The sequence below is a fragment of the Pedobacter psychrodurus genome, assembly GCF_032678585.1.
GTDB lineage: Bacteria > Bacteroidota > Bacteroidia > Sphingobacteriales > Sphingobacteriaceae > Pedobacter > Pedobacter psychrodurus_A.
In genome coordinates this window covers 99,838-119,626 of sequence record NZ_JAVTSN010000021.1, presented here as the reverse complement: position 1 = coordinate 119,626, position 19,789 = coordinate 99,838, and the positions used below count along the sequence as shown (strand labels likewise).

Annotated in this window: 17 protein-coding genes and 2 riboswitches; of the genes, 8 read left to right on the top strand and 9 right to left on the bottom strand. The window is 42.3% G+C overall.

The features are described 5' to 3' along the window. Nucleotides 1-154 precede the first annotated feature (154 nt). Nucleotides 155-490: a hypothetical protein gene (locus R2S57_RS15335; protein ID WP_316845835.1), complete on the top strand. Its 336-nt coding sequence runs from the start codon at nt 155-157 to the stop codon at nt 488-490. A 191-nt stretch (nt 491-681) separates the two neighbouring features. On the opposite strand, the gene R2S57_RS15330 is transcribed toward R2S57_RS15335, so the two are convergent. From R2S57_RS15330 to R2S57_RS15320, 3 genes are all read right to left on the bottom strand, one after another. Continuing rightward, nucleotides 682-1,602 carry a Nif3-like dinuclear metal center hexameric protein gene (locus tag R2S57_RS15330; RefSeq protein WP_316845834.1) on the bottom strand — a complete coding sequence of 307 codons (921 nt, stop codon included), beginning with the start codon at nt 1,600-1,602 and terminating at the stop codon, nt 682-684. 97 nt (nt 1,603-1,699) lie between these two features. Then, nucleotides 1,700-2,488, bottom strand: a complete 789-nt coding sequence (locus R2S57_RS15325; RefSeq protein WP_316845833.1) for an SDR family oxidoreductase — start codon at nt 2,486-2,488, stop codon at nt 1,700-1,702. Between the two features lie 105 nt (nt 2,489-2,593). Further along, nucleotides 2,594-3,055 carry an Lrp/AsnC family transcriptional regulator gene (locus tag R2S57_RS15320; RefSeq protein ID WP_316845832.1) on the bottom strand — a complete coding sequence of 154 codons (462 nt, stop codon included), beginning with the start codon at nt 3,053-3,055 and terminating at the stop codon, nt 2,594-2,596. Between the two features lie 172 nt (nt 3,056-3,227). Further along, nucleotides 3,228-3,413: riboswitch (cobalamin riboswitch) on the top strand. Nucleotides 3,414-3,588: 175 nt separating this feature from the next. On the opposite strand from R2S57_RS15320, the gene metE reads away from it, so the two are divergent. The 3 genes from metE (at nt 3,589) to R2S57_RS15305 (ending at nt 6,708) form a co-directional block, all read left to right on the top strand. Beyond that, on the top strand, nt 3,589-5,901 hold the full coding sequence (gene metE, locus R2S57_RS15315; protein ID WP_316845831.1) for a 5-methyltetrahydropteroyltriglutamate--homocysteine S-methyltransferase: 2,313 nt from the start codon (nt 3,589-3,591) through the stop codon (nt 5,899-5,901). A gap of 103 nt (nt 5,902-6,004) precedes the next feature. Continuing rightward, the gene (locus R2S57_RS15310; protein ID WP_316845830.1) at nt 6,005-6,427 is read left to right on the top strand and encodes a 6-pyruvoyl trahydropterin synthase family protein; all 423 of its coding nucleotides are present in this window, start codon (nt 6,005-6,007) and stop codon (nt 6,425-6,427) included. Nucleotides 6,428-6,516: 89 nt separating this feature from the next. After that, nucleotides 6,517-6,708 carry a hypothetical protein gene (locus R2S57_RS15305; protein ID WP_316845829.1) on the top strand — a complete coding sequence of 64 codons (192 nt, stop codon included), beginning with the start codon at nt 6,517-6,519 and terminating at the stop codon, nt 6,706-6,708. Between the two features lie 90 nt (nt 6,709-6,798). Here R2S57_RS15305 and R2S57_RS15300 read toward each other — a convergent pair whose 3' ends face one another. The 6 genes from R2S57_RS15300 to R2S57_RS15275 form a co-directional block, all read right to left on the bottom strand. Further along, nucleotides 6,799-7,905 (bottom strand): DUF5074 domain-containing protein, encoded by a 1,107-nt coding sequence (locus tag R2S57_RS15300; protein ID WP_316845828.1) that lies wholly within the window; start codon nt 7,903-7,905, stop codon nt 6,799-6,801. Between the two features lie 10 nt (nt 7,906-7,915). Then, nucleotides 7,916-8,848, bottom strand: coding sequence for a PKD domain-containing protein (locus R2S57_RS15295; RefSeq protein WP_316845827.1), 933 nt, complete (start codon nt 8,846-8,848; stop codon nt 7,916-7,918). A gap of 152 nt (nt 8,849-9,000) precedes the next feature. After that, complete coding sequence (locus tag R2S57_RS15290) at nt 9,001-10,131, bottom strand: PKD domain-containing protein (RefSeq protein WP_316845826.1); 1,131 nt, start codon at nt 10,129-10,131, stop codon at nt 9,001-9,003. A gap of 120 nt (nt 10,132-10,251) precedes the next feature. Next, the gene (locus R2S57_RS15285) at nt 10,252-11,373 is read right to left on the bottom strand and encodes a YncE family protein (protein WP_316845825.1); all 1,122 of its coding nucleotides are present in this window, start codon (nt 11,371-11,373) and stop codon (nt 10,252-10,254) included. A gap of 15 nt (nt 11,374-11,388) precedes the next feature. After that, a complete protein-coding gene (locus tag R2S57_RS15280) occupies nt 11,389-12,516 on the bottom strand; it encodes a YncE family protein (protein ID WP_316845824.1) in 1,128 nt (375 codons plus the stop codon). Next, on the bottom strand, nt 12,513-14,573 hold the full coding sequence (locus R2S57_RS15275) for a TonB-dependent receptor (protein ID WP_316845823.1): 2,061 nt from the start codon (nt 14,571-14,573) through the stop codon (nt 12,513-12,515). Before R2S57_RS15275 ends, R2S57_RS15280 begins: the two co-directional genes overlap by 4 nt. A gap of 94 nt (nt 14,574-14,667) precedes the next feature. Next, a riboswitch (cobalamin riboswitch) is annotated at nt 14,668-14,867 on the bottom strand. A 606-nt stretch (nt 14,868-15,473) separates the two neighbouring features. Here R2S57_RS15275 and R2S57_RS15270 point away from each other — a divergent pair. From R2S57_RS15270 to R2S57_RS15255, 4 genes are all read left to right on the top strand, one after another. Continuing rightward, nucleotides 15,474-17,345 (top strand): amidohydrolase, encoded by a 1,872-nt coding sequence (locus R2S57_RS15270; protein ID WP_316845822.1) that lies wholly within the window; start codon nt 15,474-15,476, stop codon nt 17,343-17,345. Nucleotides 17,346-17,845: 500 nt separating this feature from the next. Then, nucleotides 17,846-18,397 carry a hypothetical protein gene (locus R2S57_RS15265; RefSeq protein WP_316845821.1) on the top strand — a complete coding sequence of 184 codons (552 nt, stop codon included), beginning with the start codon at nt 17,846-17,848 and terminating at the stop codon, nt 18,395-18,397. A gap of 66 nt (nt 18,398-18,463) precedes the next feature. Continuing rightward, nucleotides 18,464-19,108, top strand: a complete 645-nt coding sequence (locus R2S57_RS15260) for a suppressor of fused domain protein (RefSeq protein ID WP_316845820.1) — start codon at nt 18,464-18,466, stop codon at nt 19,106-19,108. Then, the gene (locus R2S57_RS15255) at nt 19,105-19,557 is read left to right on the top strand and encodes a DUF4262 domain-containing protein (RefSeq protein WP_316845819.1); all 453 of its coding nucleotides are present in this window, start codon (nt 19,105-19,107) and stop codon (nt 19,555-19,557) included. The genes R2S57_RS15260 and R2S57_RS15255 overlap by 4 nt, the downstream gene beginning before the upstream one ends. Nucleotides 19,558-19,789 lie beyond the last annotated feature (232 nt).

Sequence of the window (19,789 nt, the reverse complement as noted above, 5' to 3'; positions counted from 1 at the left end):
TAGCAATTCAGGCCATGGCCTAAATTGCTCAATTATAGGATGGATACTGGATAAACTGGTATCATGCTTATCGCTGCAATAACGATCATTCTGTCTCTATCGTCCTTCTTATAGGCACTCGTCGAATCTTTAAATTTTATTTAAATCGCTCATCATGAAAAAAATCGGGATTGTTATCTCTATTCTACTGCTTCTTGCTATAAACCCTTCTGTTTTTGCACAGGTAAAGATTATGCAATCTGGTGCCTATGTTGGCCAGGCATTACGAATCACCCCCACGCCCATCACTGTAAAGGGTAAACTTGTCAAAAAATATTTCAATAAGGGCTTATACTGGTTCACCATTTTAGACTCCGGCACAACTCATCATATTTCAATCATATTTAGTAAACAGTATACAGCTGGTGTTGAAGGAGAAACCACCACGGTAGCCAACTGTTTTGATATTACATCTAACAAATGGAAGGTGAGAGACAAGGACGGGAAGTAGTGGTTAAAGCAATAAACAAACTTTTGACTTCGTTAAACCAGCACCTAAGTTCTTGAAAAATTTAATCGGAAATATAGCAATGCACAAGTTACCTATCCCGCTGTTGCATTCACTAAGATTGAATATGTGGGGAGGTTTCAACATTAAGGCAGATGGCTATTATGCCTAACTGCCAGGATCAAATCCCCTGTTTAAAAAAAAGACAGCGAATTCATACTCGGCACATGGGTACTTTTAACCGCTGGAAATGTTTTTTTCAGCCAGCCCGCCATAAACTCTGAACCAGATTCTTCGCTGGCGATATGGCCTAAAACAATCAGCGAGATTTTATCTCCTTTGGCCCGGGCATCACGAATATATTCGGCGGTTTCCCATTCCTGTATTTCACCCACAATTAAAACATCCGGTTTTTCTTTCCCAGTGAGGGTAATCTGCATTTTACCGCCCGCAGCTCCGGGAATAAACAATACTTTTTCACAATTCTGGGCCAGGTCCCCGATATAGCGGACCTGATCAATCACCAGCTGCTTTTTCAGATAGCCGATCAGTTTGCCTAAACTGGTAGGAGGCAGTTTCAGTGTACCGTTGTTGTAAAATTTCTCCCAGCTGAGTCTTGTCAGAAGGCCTTGGCCAACACCATCTGGAGTCATACTGTGAATGTAATCGTGATTGCGCCACACGGCGATGTTGTGTGTTTTTAACAGAGTGGCTTTGTAAGCATATACCTCATCTTTTGCCAGCCAGTCGGTAGCGTCAGCATGACTGTAGAAAGTAGGTTCATGTACTATAATAAAATTGGCTCCAAGGGCAACGGCTTTTCTGATCACTTCAATGGTGGCAAACATGGTGGTCACAATACCCGTAACCTTAATGCTCCGGTCGCCGGCTTTAAGTGTATCAACGGTATCGGACAAGGGGGCACCAGGAATCTGGCTTATAAATTTATCCATAATCTGCCCAACAGTCACCTCCCCATCGGCATTAAAAACACTGACGGCATGAGTTGCATAACCCGAAAGAAAGAATGGTACAATACCTGCTGCCCTGACCAGGTTAAATATAAATTTTCGCCGGGCAGGATCTGTATTTAAAGGATATGTGGTTTTTAACATCAGCTTCAGGTATTGGATAACAAATATAAAAAACTGTGCGGATATTCTTTGAGAAGTGCGTTAAACGAACATTTATGTAATCACAAACATTTAATATTTAACGCGATTTAAGTAATCCTCCGTCAATTGGGATATCTGCTCCAGTGATGTATGCGGCAAAATCAGAGGCCAGAAAAGCAACCAGGTAACCGAACTCCTCAGGTCTTCCAAATCTTTTCATTGGGATCTTCTCTGTTCTTTCTGCACTGATCTGTTCATTGGAAACACCTGATGAATTTGCCTGCGAGGAAATTAATTGTGTGATGCGTTCTGTATCAAAATTTCCAGTGAGGATATTATTAACGGTAACATGATATTGTGCTACCTCGCTAGCCAGCGTTTTTGCCCAGGCTGCCGTAGCACTGCGAATGGAATTTGACAGTACCAGGTTGTTAATCGGCTCCACAACAGATGTTGAAGCAATATTGATGATTCTTCCACTCTTCTTTTTAATCATTTGGGGGATGGCAAGTATCGTTGTTTGCACAACGGTTTTAAAAAGCAGATCAAAGGTATTTCCATAGGCATCCAAACCCGCATCCATAGCACTTATCGCCTTTGGTCCATTGGTATTGTTTACCAGTATATCGATTTCGTGATGGGCAAAAAAGTTTTTGATGATCTCCTGATAAGCGTCAAAATCCGAGAAATCTGCGGCAAGGTAACTGTGTTTCTGACCTGACACTACCACCGGCAATTTCGCTACAGCTTTTTTAAGTTTCTCTTCATTTCGGGCCATCAGTATAACATTTGCCCCACATTCGGCAAGTATTTGCGCGGTGGCAAAGCCAAGTCCTTGGGTGCTGGCACCAACCAGGGCATTTTTAGCGCTTAAGTCTATTTTCATATTTATTGATTTCTTAATCCCGAACAGTTCAAGGCTATCGTTCGTCTGCCATTGTTCTCCTTACCCTGCTCAACGATTCGGCGGTGATGCCCAGCTTACCAGGCATTAGAGACTGATATTGTTCGAATGTTTAATTTCTGCCATCACAAATGTGCTGTGTGTACTGCCGATACTCTCTACCGAACCGAGTTTATTGAAAACGAAGTCCTGATAGTGTTTCATATCCTTTGCATACACCTTTAAGATGAAATCATATTCGCCCGAAACATTATAACATTCTACTACCTCATCGATGCTCAAGATATCTTTAACAAAGTGATGGCCAATTGTTCTATCGTGCTGCTTGAGTTTGATATTGCAAAAAACGATAAAACCCTGATGGAATTTTTCGGCATCCAAAACAGCGATATATTTTTTGATATAACCATTGTTCTCCAGCCTTTTCACCCGCTCAAAAACGGGCGATGGTGATAAGTTCACCTGTGCGGCAAGTTCCTTTGTGGTAAAACTGGAGTTGTTCGCCAGTATTTTCAAAAGCAATAAATCGGTCTCATCGAGTGCCTCCATAGAATAATATCCTTTTATAGTGGCAAATCTAAGCACTTAAAAGGATATTAAACCAATAATAATCAAAATACCAGACAATATACCTTATTAATTCATCAACAATAGTTTTAAAAACCGATTAATTAAATTTGCAAAGAATTTATAACTGATTATAGAAACAAATTCCTTTATATTTCAGATCATCGGAAAAGGTTTTACTTAAGGTAAATGAATAGGGAACCGTGTGCAAATCACGGGCTGTCGCGCAACTGTAAGTAACGATTAGGTTTTTATCAAAAAAGGATATCCACTGCCAAAAGCGGGAGGATGATAAAAACCGTTACCAGCCAGGATACCTGCCTCTTCCGTTTTGACGATGCTTTCGCGAAAAAAGCCTGAAGTCAGATTGATGCATATATAGGCAAACGCCTCTTGGCTTTCCTGTGCCCCACCCCCAGGGTTTGCATTCTTCTCCCTCAGTGCTTTTCCAACAAGTATCACCGAAGCATAAAGCAATTTTACAATGATGATTCACCATTTAAAATTTGAAAAATATGTTAACCCAAAACCTCGGCTATCCTCGCATTGGAAGTCAAAGACAATTGAAAAAAGCCTGCGAACAATATTGGGCAGGAAAGATCGAACTTGCTGAACTCAATAAAGTTGCGCGTATCCTCAAAGAACAGAACTGGCAAACCCAGCTTGATGCGGGCATAGACCTGATCCCATGTAACGACTTTAGCTATTACGACCAGGTATTGGATACCAGTTTTTTGTTGGGTGTTATCCCTCAGCGTTACTCGGCGGTGCTTTCGCAGATCAAATCCAACAATGAGCTCGACCTTTATTTTGCAATGGCGCGTGGCTACCAAAAGGATGGACTGGACATTACCGCCATGGAAATGACCAAATGGCTGGATACGAACTACCATTATATCGTTCCTGAATTTAGTGCGAACCAGGAATTTAAAATCTTCTATGAAAACATTTTCGCAGAGTATAACAATGCAAAACAACTGCTTGGCGAAAAAGCCAAACCGGTTCTGGTTGGCCCTGTTAGTTACCTGCTTTTGGGCAAAGAGAAAGAACAGGGTTTTGAGCGCATCGACCTGATCAAAAAATTGGTTCCTGTTTATATCGAGATCATTAACCGTTTGAAACAACAGGGTGCCCAATGGGTACAACTGGATGAACCCTGTTTAGTGCTTGATCTTTCGAAAAAGGAAAAAGAAGCTTTCGATTATGCTTACCGCGCTATTGTCAACCGTGTTAGCGGTGTTAAAATCCTGGTGGCAACGTATTTTGATGCTTTGCTAGACAATACCCAACTGGCGGTAAACCTGCCTGTACACGCATTACATATTGATCTGGTACGCGCTCCTGAACAACTGGATGAAGTACTTTCACTGCTTCCCGATAGCCTGCAGCTTTCATTGGGTATGGTAGACGGCCGGAATGTATGGAAGAACAACTACGAAAAGTCATTGGCGTTGATCAACAAAGCGATAGCGAAACTTGGTGCTGACAGGGTGATCCTGGCGCCTTCCTGCTCATTGCTACACAGCCCGATCGATCTGGAGCTGGAAACCGCAATTGATCCTGAGATCAAAAACTGGATGGCCTTTGCCAAACAGAAATTAACTGAAGTGAGCGAAATCCGCCAGATAGTTGAAGGCAATACCACTTTACTTGAAGCCAATAAAACAGCCATTGAAAGCAGACGTACCTCGCAAAAAGTGCATAAACAAGCTGTAAAAGACCGGGTGGCCGGCATTACTGAAGCTGATTCGACACGCCAAAGCGCTTTCCCAATACGCCAGCGTTTGCACCATGAACGGTTTAACTTCCCTGCATTCCCAACAACAACCATCGGTTCATTCCCGCAAACGGACGACATCCGCCAGCTGCGTGCCAAATTCAAAAAAGGCGATTTAAGCCTGGAGCAATATGAACAATCCATCGAACTGGCAACAATAGAAGCAATCCGTTGGCAGGAAGAAATTGGCCTGGATGTACTGGTACATGGCGAGTTTGAACGTAACGATATGGTCGAATATTTCGGCGAGCAGTTAGACGGCTTTCTATTCACCAAAAACGGTTGGGTGCAGAGTTATGGAAGCCGTTGTGTAAAACCTCCGGTAATTTATGGTGATGTAAGCCGTCCTAAAGACATGACTGTACGCTGGAGCACTTTTGCAGCGGCGCAGACCGACAAACCAATGAAAGGGATGTTAACTGGTCCGGTAACGATTTTACAATGGTCGTTTGTACGTGATGACCAGGGACGCGACATCACCACCAATCAGATTGCCTTTGCCATCCGTGATGAAGTTCTGGCGTTAGAAAAAGCGGGGATCAGCATCGTGCAGATCGATGAAGCGGCTATCCGTGAAGGCTTGCCGTTAAGAAAAGCCAAACACCCGCACTACCTCGATTGGGCGGTTAATGCTTTCCGCATCACGGCCAGTGGAGTAAAAGATGAAACCCAGATCCACACACACATGTGTTATAGCGAGTTCAACAATATTATTGAACATATTGCCGCCATGGATGCCGACGTGATTACCATTGAAACCTCACGTTCACAAATGGAACTGCTCGAAGCATTTGCCAATTTTGAATATCCGAACGAGATCGGCCCTGGGGTATACGATATCCACTCGCCAAGGGTGCCGAGTACGGAAGAAATGACTTCACTACTGGCAAAGGCAGCAAATCTCTTGCCTGCGCGTAATCTTTGGGTAAATCCTGATTGTGGTTTAAAAACCCGTAAATGGCCAGAAACCAATGCCGCCTTGATCAACCTGGTTGCCGCAGCCAAACAGGCCCGCGAGCAGATCAGCGTAGAAAGCGTAGAGAGCGTATAGAGCGTATAGAGCGTGATTTAAATATAAAAGGCACCATGGATCACTCATGGTGCCTTTTCACAAGAAAGCAAATAAGAAAAATAGAAAGGCTGAAGATCGTTTAATGTTTATATACCTCACACGAAAAGAACGGTTTAATGCGGCACACCGCATGTACCGCGAAGAATGGACACGGGAAGAAAATTTCAAAGTATTTGGTAAATGTGCCAATCCAAACTGGCATGGCCACAATTATACACTCCTGGTTACAATTAAAGGACGTATCAATTATGAAATGGGTTATCTGATGGATCTTAAAGCGCTGAAAGTGATCATCAACGAACATGTGATCGAAAAACTGGACCATCAGAACTTAAACCTCGATGTGGCTTTTATGCAGGGCAAAATGGCTACCACAGAAATTCTTTGTGCCGAGATTTTTAATCAGTTAAAAGCTCCGGTAGAACAACACAATGGGGTATTGCTTCATTCGATTAAACTTTATGAAACCGAAAATAACGCTGCTGAGTATTTCGGGGAAATATAATTAACACGTCCCATCACGAAAATTTAGTACTTGCTGGGCTCTTTTTAAAAAAATGACTGATATAACATGTTTAGCTTTTTATCCAAATCATGAAAGATTTAACCAACATCACATCAACTTTGAACAGTATCGATAATGCTGACAACATTGCTATGGAAGAACAATCCAATCAAACACTTCTCGCAAATACGGTACATCTGACTGAAAAATTTTCGCTATCCGATTATGAAGATGATGAGGACGATTCTGGCTTCAGTTGCCCTTGTTGCTTACCGCGTTAATCACATTTCTTATTCAAATAGAAGGCCTCCAATTGAAATCACTCAATGGAGGCCTTTTGATGCTAAATAAGATGTAATTTTAAAACCCTCCTAATGAAATACCGCCAGATCATTAAAGAAAATCTTTGAAAAGTCAACGGTAACGCCATCGCCTCCATATTTGACTTTTTTAACCAAAGCGCCGGTTGAGGCGTTATAAATCAACAGGTAATTTACTGTCGAGGCGGCACCATACCCCTGAATTCCGTTTACCACAATATAATCCTTGTTTTTATCATAACGGATAGCTCCGTAAACCATGAAAGGGCTTTCAGTAATGGTAATAAAGGGTTGCGACAATGATGCTGCATTACCATCAACATACTTATAAATGGATTTACCAGAATGATAAAAAACAGCATTTTCTTTTGTGGATGCGGTAATGCGGGTTGGCTCTTCAAAAAGAAAAATACCTACCGGAACTTTTAAGGCAACACCTGTTGTATCCAGATTGTTATCGATAGCAATTAAGCGACTACCAGTTGAGGTCCAAACCTTGCCATTTGGTGTTTGTGCAAAACCACGGTTAATGTTTGAGAAACTTTTCACCAGTGAATAATTGCTTGCTGATACAATTTTAGCACCATTGCTTTGCAACAGATAAACATAGCCGTCTTTTTTCCACATCTCACTTGTATTTAAGGCGCCAACACTGGTCAGTTTGTTTTGCACGGCCAATGTATTCAAGTCGATCTGATAAACACCATCATTTGCACTTACCAGGCCTCTGTTTCCATCAACCTGGATCATACTTCTCCAGTTGCTACTTTCCTGTACACACCTGGCCTCTTCTTTTAAAGTATATTCGTTTAATCTAACAATCGGACCGTTTACCTTACTCATTAAATAAATGCTTCCGTTCATGATTGAAGCAAACTGTAAAGTACTTGTTTTAGCTGCATTTGATAATATTTTACCTGGATTTTCCTTTTCGTAAGCCCTGATGGCCAGGGTATCTGCTCCGTAGCGGTAAAAACTTACTGCACCAGCACTCTGTGCATAAGAGCCCTCACCGATCACAAAGAATCCATCTGCATACTTGCCCGCTACTGGGGCTACCTGCAACTCTTCTGTAACATTGTCCTTCTTACACGAATAAAGCCCGGTTACAAGGAGCAGGCCAGCAAATAATAATTTTCCAGAGTTAAATTGTTTCATATTGTGTTATTTATTTTTTTAAAAGTTTAAGATCTACTGCGCCACCGAATTCGGTCGAAATCTCGCCCAGATAGCGGGAACGTTCGTTGTTATTGTCGGGACTGAAAGGATTGCCATTGCTATTTTGGCCGGTATATACCTTTACAAAATCAACAGCAGCTAAGTTTACCTTTTTACCATTTGCATCTACAGCCGAATCGAAATCGAAAGTATTGTATCCCCTACCCAGCGATTCCTGTAAAGCAATGTATTCGCTCGATCCATTGTCTGCATAACCAGCGGCAAAGGGTTTATTGGTGATGATGTCGCCAGGAGTTAATGTGTTTTTAAGCAGCGTTCCGGTAAAAGAAATTTCATTTGTGGTGGCCCACGAAGGGAAATAATCCTGCTCATGGAATTGATTTCTGAGCACAAGTCCTTCTTTGCCCTGATTATCGGTCCAGCGCACATCGTCCGTTAATTTTGCCGGCCTGTAATAAGTGATCTTATAATTTTTGATGGTTGTTGCGGCGTTATATTCGCTTCCGGCAAGTTCATGCCAAACATCATCCGGCAAGCCGTTTTTGTTTACATCCTGCATTACCGATACAATGCCCGGTTCCGAGAATTCCATATCCACACCGATCAGTGGGTTGCCGTAAATGCCCAGGTCTACCCCTGTTGCATTGCTTATACTGTGATCGAAACCGAATACAATGTAGCCCCCGTATCCGCCAAGCGAAACCAAACCATTGCCCCCATTTCCAATCAGGATATCAGTTTTCACCAGATCGTTGGTAAACTGACCGGGTGCCTGTTTAAACTCGTAAATTTTGTTGATATAGGGCGAGGTGCCAGCTACTGGTTTGTCGCCCGGCCCTTCTTTTTCATCTGCACTTTCCTTTTTACAGGAAAAAAGCACAACTGATAAAAGGCTTAAGGTGATGATCAATTTTGTTTTCATGTTTTAAAAATCGGGTGTCAGATGTCGGAAAACCGAGGCTAAGGCGTCTGATATCAGACGCCTGGCCCCTATGCTCTTCGCTTTTTTGTTTAACATTCAGATTATGGATAATAAAAGCGCGTTAATCCCGGATAATCTTTTTGAGAGATTTATTACATGCCTAAATCTGCGGCGCCTTTAACTTCGGTAGATATTTCGCCCAAAAGAGTATTTCCCTTTTCTCTTTGGCCGGTATATACCTTTACAAAATCGACGGTATTTAAAGCGATTTTCTTTCCGTTTTGATCAACTGCCCAATCTAAATCGAAACTGTTGTATCTTTTCGTGGCGTAATCATCACCGGTCGACCAGCTATCGGTATATCCCCAGGCAAATGGACTATTGATAAAAATACCGCCATTTTTTCCCCAGGTAGAGGGAAGCAAGGTACCTTTTAGCGTTAATTTTTCCTGGTTAGATGCAAATTCAGGATAGTAATTGTGCTTGTGAAAATTGTTGATATCGTATGTTCCACTGCCACCCTGGTTATCTGTCCAGCTTACATTGGCATAACCTTTCGGGTTGGTATAGGTAATTTCGTAGTTTTTGATCGTTAAGGGGTTATTGTATTCGCTACCCGCAAGTTCGTACCATGCATCGTCGGGTTTACCGTTTCCATTTGCATCCTGACTAACCATTACAATACCAGGCTCGGCCCAGGGCGATGCCCCACCAATTGGGTTCCCATAAATGGCCAGATCGGCTCCTGCTTTATTCACTACCGAGTGGTCGAAGCCGAAAACTACATATCCGCCAAAACCGCCCAGGGTAACCATGGAGGTTTGGTTTACATCGCCAATAATTTTTTGTGCCCCGGCAAGGCTTCCTAAACCTTCATTAATAAACTGGCCCGGCGCTGGCAGGTATTCGAAAACCGTTGTAATAAACTTTGTACTGCTTGGGGTAATCGCGACCACAGGAATGGGCACCGTTACGGTATATTGATGTGAGAATGATCCAACATTGTTGCTTGCGGTATACCCGATCACATAAGTACCAGCTGTTGTTGGTGTAAAATCGAAATTATAGGTCGTACTGATTACTTTGCCATCTAGTTTCCATTGGTGGTTAAATCCTTTGCCATTATTTGTTCCCGCAGCAAAGGCAATTTTGCTATTTACTTTCGAGGTCATGCTCTCCCCTTTGATGAAAAGGTTTACATCAGGAGCAGCTTCATTGTCTTTTTTACAACTATAGATTAATGTGGCGATACCCAGCATTAAGGTGAGGTATGTTTTTTTCATGTGTGATATTATTATTATTTGGATATTTTTAATGTAATCAGGTGATTATAAAATTGTCATCCTGTCCAAAGGACTCCTACGGAGAGCCTGTCCAAGGACTAGCATGAAGTCTTCTTTTTTTTATTTATAACTATAATTAAATACGGCGTGCTGCGGAAGACCAGCAGTTTCGAAGCTGAATTTTACCTTTCCATCGGTTCCAACGCAATAGGCAAAACCCTGGCTACCGCTATAGTTATTGGCATCGGCCACCATCACCTCTTTACTGAAAGGGTTTACCGTTAATCCATAAATGGTATTGATGAGCTGACCATCGGTAATCAGGCTTGCGCCAAGCACACCAGAAGCGGTATTGAGTACCTTGATATCGGGATTGCTATACACATCTTTAGCTACATAAGCAGCAGAACCATTGATGGTAATGGCACCTAGATCATAATTGTAAGAAGCAATCCTGGTATCACTCACACTGCTGATCCTATCGAGTGAAGGGTTGTTGTTAATGATATAATCATTCCAGGTGATCACGAATAAATCGCCGTTATCTGCGGTCTGTATCCTTACCGGGTTATTGTTTACCGTGATATCCTTAATTTTGGTAAAGGTGGCCAAATCAACTACAGAAACTTTGTTTTTACCACCATTTTGATAGTATGGATGCGATGAATTGCATACATATAACTTTCCGTTGGCTATGGCCAATTGCTCCAATCCTTCCGAAAGCATAATTTCGCCATCAATGGCCATCGTTGCGGTATCAATACGGCTCACTTTCCCATCATAACGAGATACATAAGCTTTGTCCTTGTAGAAGGCTACAAACCTGGGCATGTAACCATCAGTTGCAGAATTGAACGGAATCCTTTTTAAGGATTTGCAGGTTTTGATATCGATGATATCTAAAAATGATTGTTTTGTACCTTGAATGCCGGCTACAACGCAGTACATTTTGCTACCATATTGCTCCAGGTCGTTTGCGGTTTCGCCAAGCGATACTTTATTCACCTGTTTATAATAATCTGCAACTGTAGTTTTAGTGGCAATATCATAGTACGAAATTGCGCTATTGTTGCCGCCCATCAATCCTTCGCAAAGCATATAAACGCCCTTTGTTCCAGAGATTTCCGGAACCTTCACGGTAAGTTCTTCTGTACTGTCTTTTTTACAGGCGGCCATCAGCCCAATTCCAAGCGTAAGTGCGATAAGTGTTTTTTTGTTCAATTGTAAAGGTGTTTTCATCATATTAAGGTTTTAGCGTTAGTATACAAATGCAAAATGTGCCGGAATATCGCCGGTAACAATCGACCACTTCTTTTTTCCCAAAGGATCAAAACAGTAAAGCGTTCCAGGCGTTACATAATCCCTGGCATCGGTTACATACACATCCTTGGTATAGGGGTCGACAATAATCCCGTATGGAATTTTAATTTGTGCCTCGGTTCCATCGGTAATAAACTTTTTGCCCGTTAAGGTTTCGTCTTTCACATTGATGGTCGCATAGGTAATGGTATTTTTTTGCTGGATGTAACTCCATTCGGTTGCGTAGATATAAGCCGTATCGTCGTCGATCCAGATATTGCTCGCCGCGATATCAAATGTCTTTTTCACCTGATCGGTTTTGGTATCAATTACAAATAGTTTGGAAGGGATATTGTAGTAGTCGCCCCGCGAAGTCACATACAGATCACCATAACGATCGGCCTTCAGCCGGTCCAGGTTAATGGCTACATCGATCCTTTTGATTTCGGTAAAGGAATTCAGGTCAATTACCGAAACTGTTCTTTCGTAATTTGGCGGACTATACCCTCCCGAATTTGCGATATAAAGTTTTTCACCCACAATGGCCATTTCCTCTGGCTGACGTCCCACATCCACCCTTCTGGTAATCTGTAGCGTGGTGGTATCAATTTCCGAAATATTGCCATTGGGCGCATTCGGATCGCCTACCTTACCTAAATAAGCGCTTACATAAACCTTTCCCTTGTGAAAGGTTACATAACGGCAATTGGTAATGTCGATCTGTTTGATTTTTTTGGAGGTTTTTACATCCAGGATTTCCAGTTTGTTGGAAATGTTCACCACTACATATAGTTTAGAACCATACACCCCAATGTCGTTCCCTACATCGCCCAGGCCCTTCACCACTTCAGGGTTGGCCTGACCGTAAATATTCCTTCTGTATATTCCCGTACGCAGATCAACATAATCAAGCGAAGCCTTGTTCATGTTCATATTGCCTTCATTGAGCAGATAGAGCCCTTTTACAACACTCCCTGGATTGGGAGGAAAGGCCGTTTCGGTCTGCTCGGGCGTAACGGCAGGATCCTTCCGGCAGGCTGCAAACATCAACAGCGCCATCATTAAGAACAGCAGGTTATTTCTCATATTGTATAATTTAATTTAAACCGGTAAAATCTTGGTGGCAAGGGGAAATTCGCAATGATATCACGGTTATGATTTAACACATTATTGATCTCGGTGGTGATCTTAGCCGTTTTGCCAAAAAGCCTGAATGTATAACCGATACCCAGATCGTGTGTATACCAGGGTTCCATGCGGCTGTAAACCGCGCTTTGGGCGGTGCTGATCTGATTGTAACGTTCGCCCACGTAGATATAACTGTAGTTCAGCTCCAATCTTTTCCAATCAGCAGCCATGGTAAAAGAACCCGAATGCAGCGGGATATAGGGAATATTGTAAGGGTAGATATCGCCTTCGGTAATATCCCGCGATTGCTGAAAGGTATAACTCAGGGAGGCATTCAGCGAAAGTTTGTCGGATATTGTCCAGGCCGATTGCACATTTGCTTCCAAGCCCTTTATCCTTACCCGGCCGATGTTGTACATTGTCCAACGGTAGAGGTTCGAACTGGGTACGGCAACAATTTTATCCTTAACGGTATTGTAATAGGCATCAACCTGAACAGATAGGGAAGTCAGCAAAGTCTGTTCTGGCTGCAGGGTGTAGGTAGCGCCAACATCATACTGATCGGTAAATTCTGGCCGGAGCAGTGTATTGCCGATAAAAGTGTAATAAAGATCATTAAAGGTAGGCAGCCTGAAGATGTTTTTATAAAAGGCCCTGAACATCAGCCCTTCACTCCAGCCTGGACGGAAGGTTGCGATAAGCGTGGGGCTAAGTTCCTGTTTATTGCCTGCACTGCTATATTCCCTTACCTTGTCGAACACAAATGTGCCAAGCAGCGAGCCCTGTAGGCTAAAGTTTTTAAGTTTGAGCTCCGAAGCCAGCGCAGTAAGTACCGTATGCCTGGTAGGATAGGGAAAACGGTACAGGTTGGCATTGAGTTTATTCCATTGATAATCGGCTGAAAGCGCCACTTCCCAAACCGGCAGGATGCGGAACCGGTTGGCCACAGAAAGGTACACTTCATCCTGATGGTAACGGTTATCCAAAAAGCCGTCATCCTTCACAAAATCAGGATCAAGGTAACGCAGATAATCTTTGGCGTATTTGGCATTAACCATCAGCACATAACGGTTTTGTTCGGGGGTTTGAAAATTGCCCTGCACAAAAAGGTTCCGGTCCCATTGGCGCTGGGTAAAATCGTACCTGTTGGCCACAATCGCACCTGGAAGCCCTCTTTCAGAATAATATCCGTAACCTTTAACAGCCCAGATAGAACTATCGGCCAGCACACCATTTAACCCTGCCTCTAAGCGGTAGGCATCCAGATCGGCATTTGTACGCACAAAGGTGCTATCATTATGTCCGTTGCCCCTGTCGTAGAATTTATACCTGCCATTGGCATTCACCCATTCACCACTTAACGAGGCTGATGTTTTATTTGTTATTTTTTGTTCGTAGGCAAAGGAAGGATTGGCCAGACCAAAGGAGCCTGTTTTAAATCCGGTTTTGAGGTTAAAGGTTTTTCCATCTTCAAAAACCGGTCTTTTGGTGCGCAAATAAATCGTACTCGCCGCAGAAAAAGATTTTGCCGCTTGAAAAATAGTGCTTTTCTGCCCATTGTAAAGCGCCACCTCTTCCATATTATCCAAAGAGAACCTTCCCAGATCTACCTGCCCGTTCTGGGCATTGCCCATCTGCACGCCATCATAGAAAACAGTAGTATGGTTGGTGCCCATGCTCCGCACATTAATGGTTTTTAGCCCACCAATACCACCATAGTCTTTTAATTGTACCCCACTGAAATACCGGAGGGCATCGGCCACCGAAAAACTGTTCAGTCTTTGTAAGGCTTCTCCGCCGATAACCTGTGCAGGAGTGGAAGAAGTATTTCTAACAGATGCTTTATTTGCCCGCACCTTTACTTCTTTGAGGGTATGCACTTTCGTCGAATCCCTAACCTGGGCAGTGGCAACTTGTGCCACAAATACCAGTGCAAGCAATATAACTCCCCGTAATAGCATACCGAAGCTACAACGCCGGGCATTTCTCCCTTTGTCGGCAAATGCCAAATCCATACCTGTCCCAATTTGGGTTACACAGTAGATTAAAATCAAAATCGTAAATTGAAATAATATATACCCCATTCCAGCCCTATTACCCGAAAGCCATTGGAATGATCATGCATATGGTAGGTCTTCTGACTTATCTCCCGGAGTTTCCCGCCTTCCCATTCCGACGGAGTCGGGACAGTGGCAAAATGAATAGAAATCCGTTAATGGAGCTTACAGCTGCGGGACAGTTCCGGACTTACACCGGATTCCCTTTTAATCCCGTTCGTTACGACGGGAACCAAAAAGCGTTGCGAAGTTAAGAAATTATTACGGTGTAGCGTATTTTAATTTTGCGTTGGGGGTGGATTTAGCCTTGCGTTTGGGGTTGGGCGTTTGGCGTAGATTAACTGATTAGACAGTCTAGAGTCCGAAGTCCTGAGTCCATAGTTGATTAATTTCCCCTAATACGTCCTCCTGAACTTGTTTCAGGATCTTTAAAAGAGATAGATCATGGGATTAAGTCCAAATTAGGTTATTGCTAAGGTACACTCGCCAGTAATTGCGAACCATAACATCACAAGTATTAAGATCCCCTCCTGCGCGAGATCCGATAGCTATCAGATGACAACGCAATAAGGGGGACCAATGATCTGTCAATATCATCTTAATTAATCATACAACAGAATGAATAAAAAGATCAATTATAAAAACTACTATCATGAACATTTTTGAATATAAATAAGATGGCAATTAAACTACACACAGGCGAACTAAAAGCAGATTAGTACCGCTAACCAACTGTAACAGAATTGATAAGTTCAGCATACTACTTAACGCGGTATAGCCGGTGAGAAAGTAGCTTCCAAAAAATACTGTATTTTGGGACATACAAAACAAGCTAAGTACTCACTCTTAACTAATCTTATGAAAAACCATCACGTTCACGATCACGGCTGCGCACAATGCTCATGCAACAACCCAGTTTTAGAAATTCTTAAAGAAGAACTGTTCAGTCCCGAAAATCTGGCAAAAATGAAGTCCGGATTAAAGAAAAGCAAACCTGTACCCCCACAAAACCTGATGATCAGTGGTGGTACCATCCGGCCCATGATCAACGGTTTAACCGATACCGTTGAAGCCATCGGCTTTGCCGGTGGATCTGTAGCGATTACTGGCGATAAAAAGACCGTAGCCGCATATATGACTAAAAACCACCCTGGATATCAATCCAAAGAACTATCCCTCAGGGAAACCTTGCTGCCTGGCCTTATCGAACCACACGTGCACATCGTTCCAACCGCAATGATGACGGAATGGATAGACGTAAGCCCTTTCGACGGACAGAATTTAAAGTCGCCATACAATTTAAAATCTGTCGGAAAAGCGATAAACGGCAATCTTCCTACAAATCCGAAATTTGTGATTTTAGGAAGAGGCTTAGACCCCTCGCTGATGCCTTTTATAAAGGTAAATGGTGAAAAAGAATTGCAAACAATTGATAATACGATACTCGATAATATTAATGATAAACTTCCGATGATGCTATTGAGCGCCTCTATGCACACGCTTTATTTAAATACCAAGGGTTTACAGTATGTGTTTGAAAACAACGAGGACGTGCGCAAGGAGTATTTAACCCTTGAACATTATATCAAGAAAACCAAAGGCACGCTGGAGCAAAGTCCGGAGATGACCCCTGCAATGAAAGTAGTGGGCCCACAGATCATGGAGATGGCCGTGAATATTGAACAGTACCTGACCGAACTTTTTCAAACGGCCAATTCGAGGGGCGCTACTTTTATGTATGACGCGGGCCTGAACAGTGGTTTTGAAATACTTTTGAAAAGTTACGTAGCTACCCACCCACACCTCGTGCGCATGGGCGGTGCCTACCTTTGTGCTGATGCGGCTGATGTTGCTGCCCGTGGAATCTATGCACAGCCGGTCGATTACAAACCTGTATATTATGGACATATTAAAGTGGTTTCGGATGGCTCGAACCAGGGACTAACAGGCTACCAAAGTGCGCCTTATCGTTGTGATCCGCCTGATAATACCGGGATCTTCAATTATCCTCAAACAGGCGTGCCGGCAAATACGATGCCACCAAACTACAATAGCTTAATCCGCAGCGTGGTAAACCAGGGCTGGCCTTTGATGATCCACGCCAATGGCGATCAGGCGGTAACCTTTGCCATAGCGGCCTACCAAAGTGCGCTGGCGCAATACAGAGGCCCTGAACTGCGCAACCGTATTGAACATTGCTCACTACTCACCAAAGAACAGATCACCGAGATGTTGCAAATGGGCGTTTCGCCAAGTTTCCTGATTGGCCACGTGGGCTATTGGGGCCATGCTTTTAGCAAGGTGATATTCGGCAAAAAAGTAAAAATGCTCGACCTCTGCGGTTCTGCCCTTGCGGCCGGCATGCGGATTACACTGCATAGCGACAATGAGGTAAGTCCGTTAGGTCCCTTGCGGATGATGGAACAATCCATTACCCGGATTATGGAAGAACATCCCAAAAACATTGAAGTATTAAATGCCGAAGAATGCCTTACGCCTGAGCAGGCCCTGGTTGCCGTTACGTACGATGCCGCCTGGCAATGTTACGCCGACAATTGGGTGGGATCGCTAACCAATGGTTACTATGCCGATTTTGTGATCTTGGCCGAGGATCCGCTTTCCTTAAAAACGCAATCCGAACAGTTTATGAAAATGCGCGATATCCCGGTAGTGGAAACCTGGCTGGGCGGCGTGCCGGTGTATGTGGCGGATGAGCAACTTCAAGGCTAGTAAGAATAGATTTTTAGATAAATGTTATAAATAGAGCTTGTATCATAAATATAAATGTCATCCTGTCCAAAGGACTCCTACGGAGAGCTTGTCGAAGGGCCTATCTTAATCTCTTAAAAGGCGTTTCGACAGGCTCAACGTGACAAATTCGAATGAAACTACCACTTATGATACAGCCTCTATTTTGTTTAAACAGGGCGGAATATTGGATAACCCATCTAGCGCAAGTCTTAGCGCCACGGCCTCAAGAAAGGCCAGACTTGTGCTTTCCTTAAATCAATACCTTAATACCTTTTAGAAATCCTCCTCCCCACAGCATCGCTTTTTGCAACTATTCCACATATTGCCTATCTTCATTGCTTAACGCACTCCATACCATGATTTTTAGATTCACTGAACCGAAAGACACTGCATGTTTCGTATGTAATCATGTCTTAACTAAACAAAAACCAATCTTTACGCTACACAAGGCTAACGATATACGCTAAGGCATGCGACATATGAACCTAAGCACAGCAGTAAAAATAATTTCCATTATTGGATTGGCGTTTGGCCTAAACAGTTGTTTTTCCTCTACAGCAGATTGTGATTCATCAGCACAAAAAACTGCGTTAAGGTCGGAAGATGCTCAATTCAAACAAGAGGTTATTAAAAACATGCCTGCTTATGTACAACTAAAAGATTTTATACTCAAAAATCTACCTGCTATTTTAGCACATAACGATAAAAGAAGTTTACCAGTTGAGCGCTATACCTATGCTTTTTTTGATTATGGAAAAGGAAATGAAATGAAAGATCAGGTTCCCGAGGCGCTTTATCCTGAACTAAAGAAAATTTACCAAAACTTCAATAAGGATAACTTCTATTCAGTTCATTTCGTAAGAGACAGTTCGATTATCATATGTATCACCAACCCTTCTGTGTATAACCAAAGGGGAGTAGGAATAAACCACAGTATTAGATGGGAGAACCCAAAGTATAACACCAGCAATGAGATTTACTCAATATCAAAGACACAACCATTAATGGAGCAGTTTACACGGTGTTTGTAGATTGCTATCGGGGCATTTGAATTCCATATCTCATTGTCGCATATATTTAAATTGAACGACCATATTATGACAGACCAAAACGACATTCCAAATTCAGTTGAAATCATTGACGAACACCTTGATGATTTCTTCGACCCCGCCGAAATCCTGGTGTTACACGAAAAGGAATCTGAAGTTATTCATTCAGACATTTATATCTTTAAACCAGCCGATCACAGAAATTACCATCTGTTGCTCACTTGCGGTATGAGTGCATTAGCCATGAAGGTACCTGATGACCTTGACTATTTAAAATTTGCAGAAATTACCATGTTATTGCCACCTGATTGGAATCCTAACTATGATGAATTTGTTGATGAAAATAATTACTGGCCAATCAAAGCGTTAAAGCAACTTTCGAAATACCCGCATTTAAATCACTCGTGGTTTGGTTATGGACACACCGTACCATTGGATAAAACCAATAAAGTTGACCATACATTCGACAGTATCATTTTACTTAAATCGATGATGCTTCCTGGCGACTTTACTTACATTGAGACCAATGAAAAGGAGATTTATTTTTATTCGGCTATACCCATTTATAAAGAGGAACTTGAATATAAGTTAGAAAAAGGAACAAATCAATTACTTGAACTATTTCAACAGTTCGATATTTCCGAAATTGTGAATGTCAACAGGGTAAATGTTTGCAAACACATCAAAAAATGAACGAGGACAAAATAAGATTGTATTTCGAAAACGTCGACAGTAATATCGAAAAACATGGATTCCACGTAACGTACGTGATGGAGTCGATAGACTTTACTCCTTTTGGCTATTCGACGGGGCTGTATAAAAATTTTGGAATACCCGAAGCGTTTGTTTCCGGATTGCCGAATGGGCTTACCAATACTTTAATTACGAATTATGCTCAGACATTTAAGCATCAAAAAATACCCTTAAATAAAAAATTAGACAATTTAACCGACCGTTTTTCAGTATATATTATCGCTGTGAAAAATGAAGATTTAAGTGAAAAAATATTAAGTTCGTTCAGATGCTATGAAGACAATGACTTCGAATCTGTTCAAATTATTTTTCCTGATTTAGCCGGGAAATTTCCTGAAGAGATGGGCTATGATTATGATCAGGAAATATTCGGTCCTTTACTTAAATGAGAAAAATGAGTTTGCGTGAAACTATGAATTAAATGTGGTTAGACAACCTTATCTAGCGCAAGTCTTAGCGCCACGGCCTCAAGAAAGGCCAGACTTGTACTTTCCTTAAATCATTACCTTAATTCCTTTTAGAAATCCTCCTCCCACAACATTGCCTTTTGTAATTATTGCGGATATTCCCTACCTTCATTGCTTAACGCACTCCATATCATGATTTTTAGATTCACCGAAC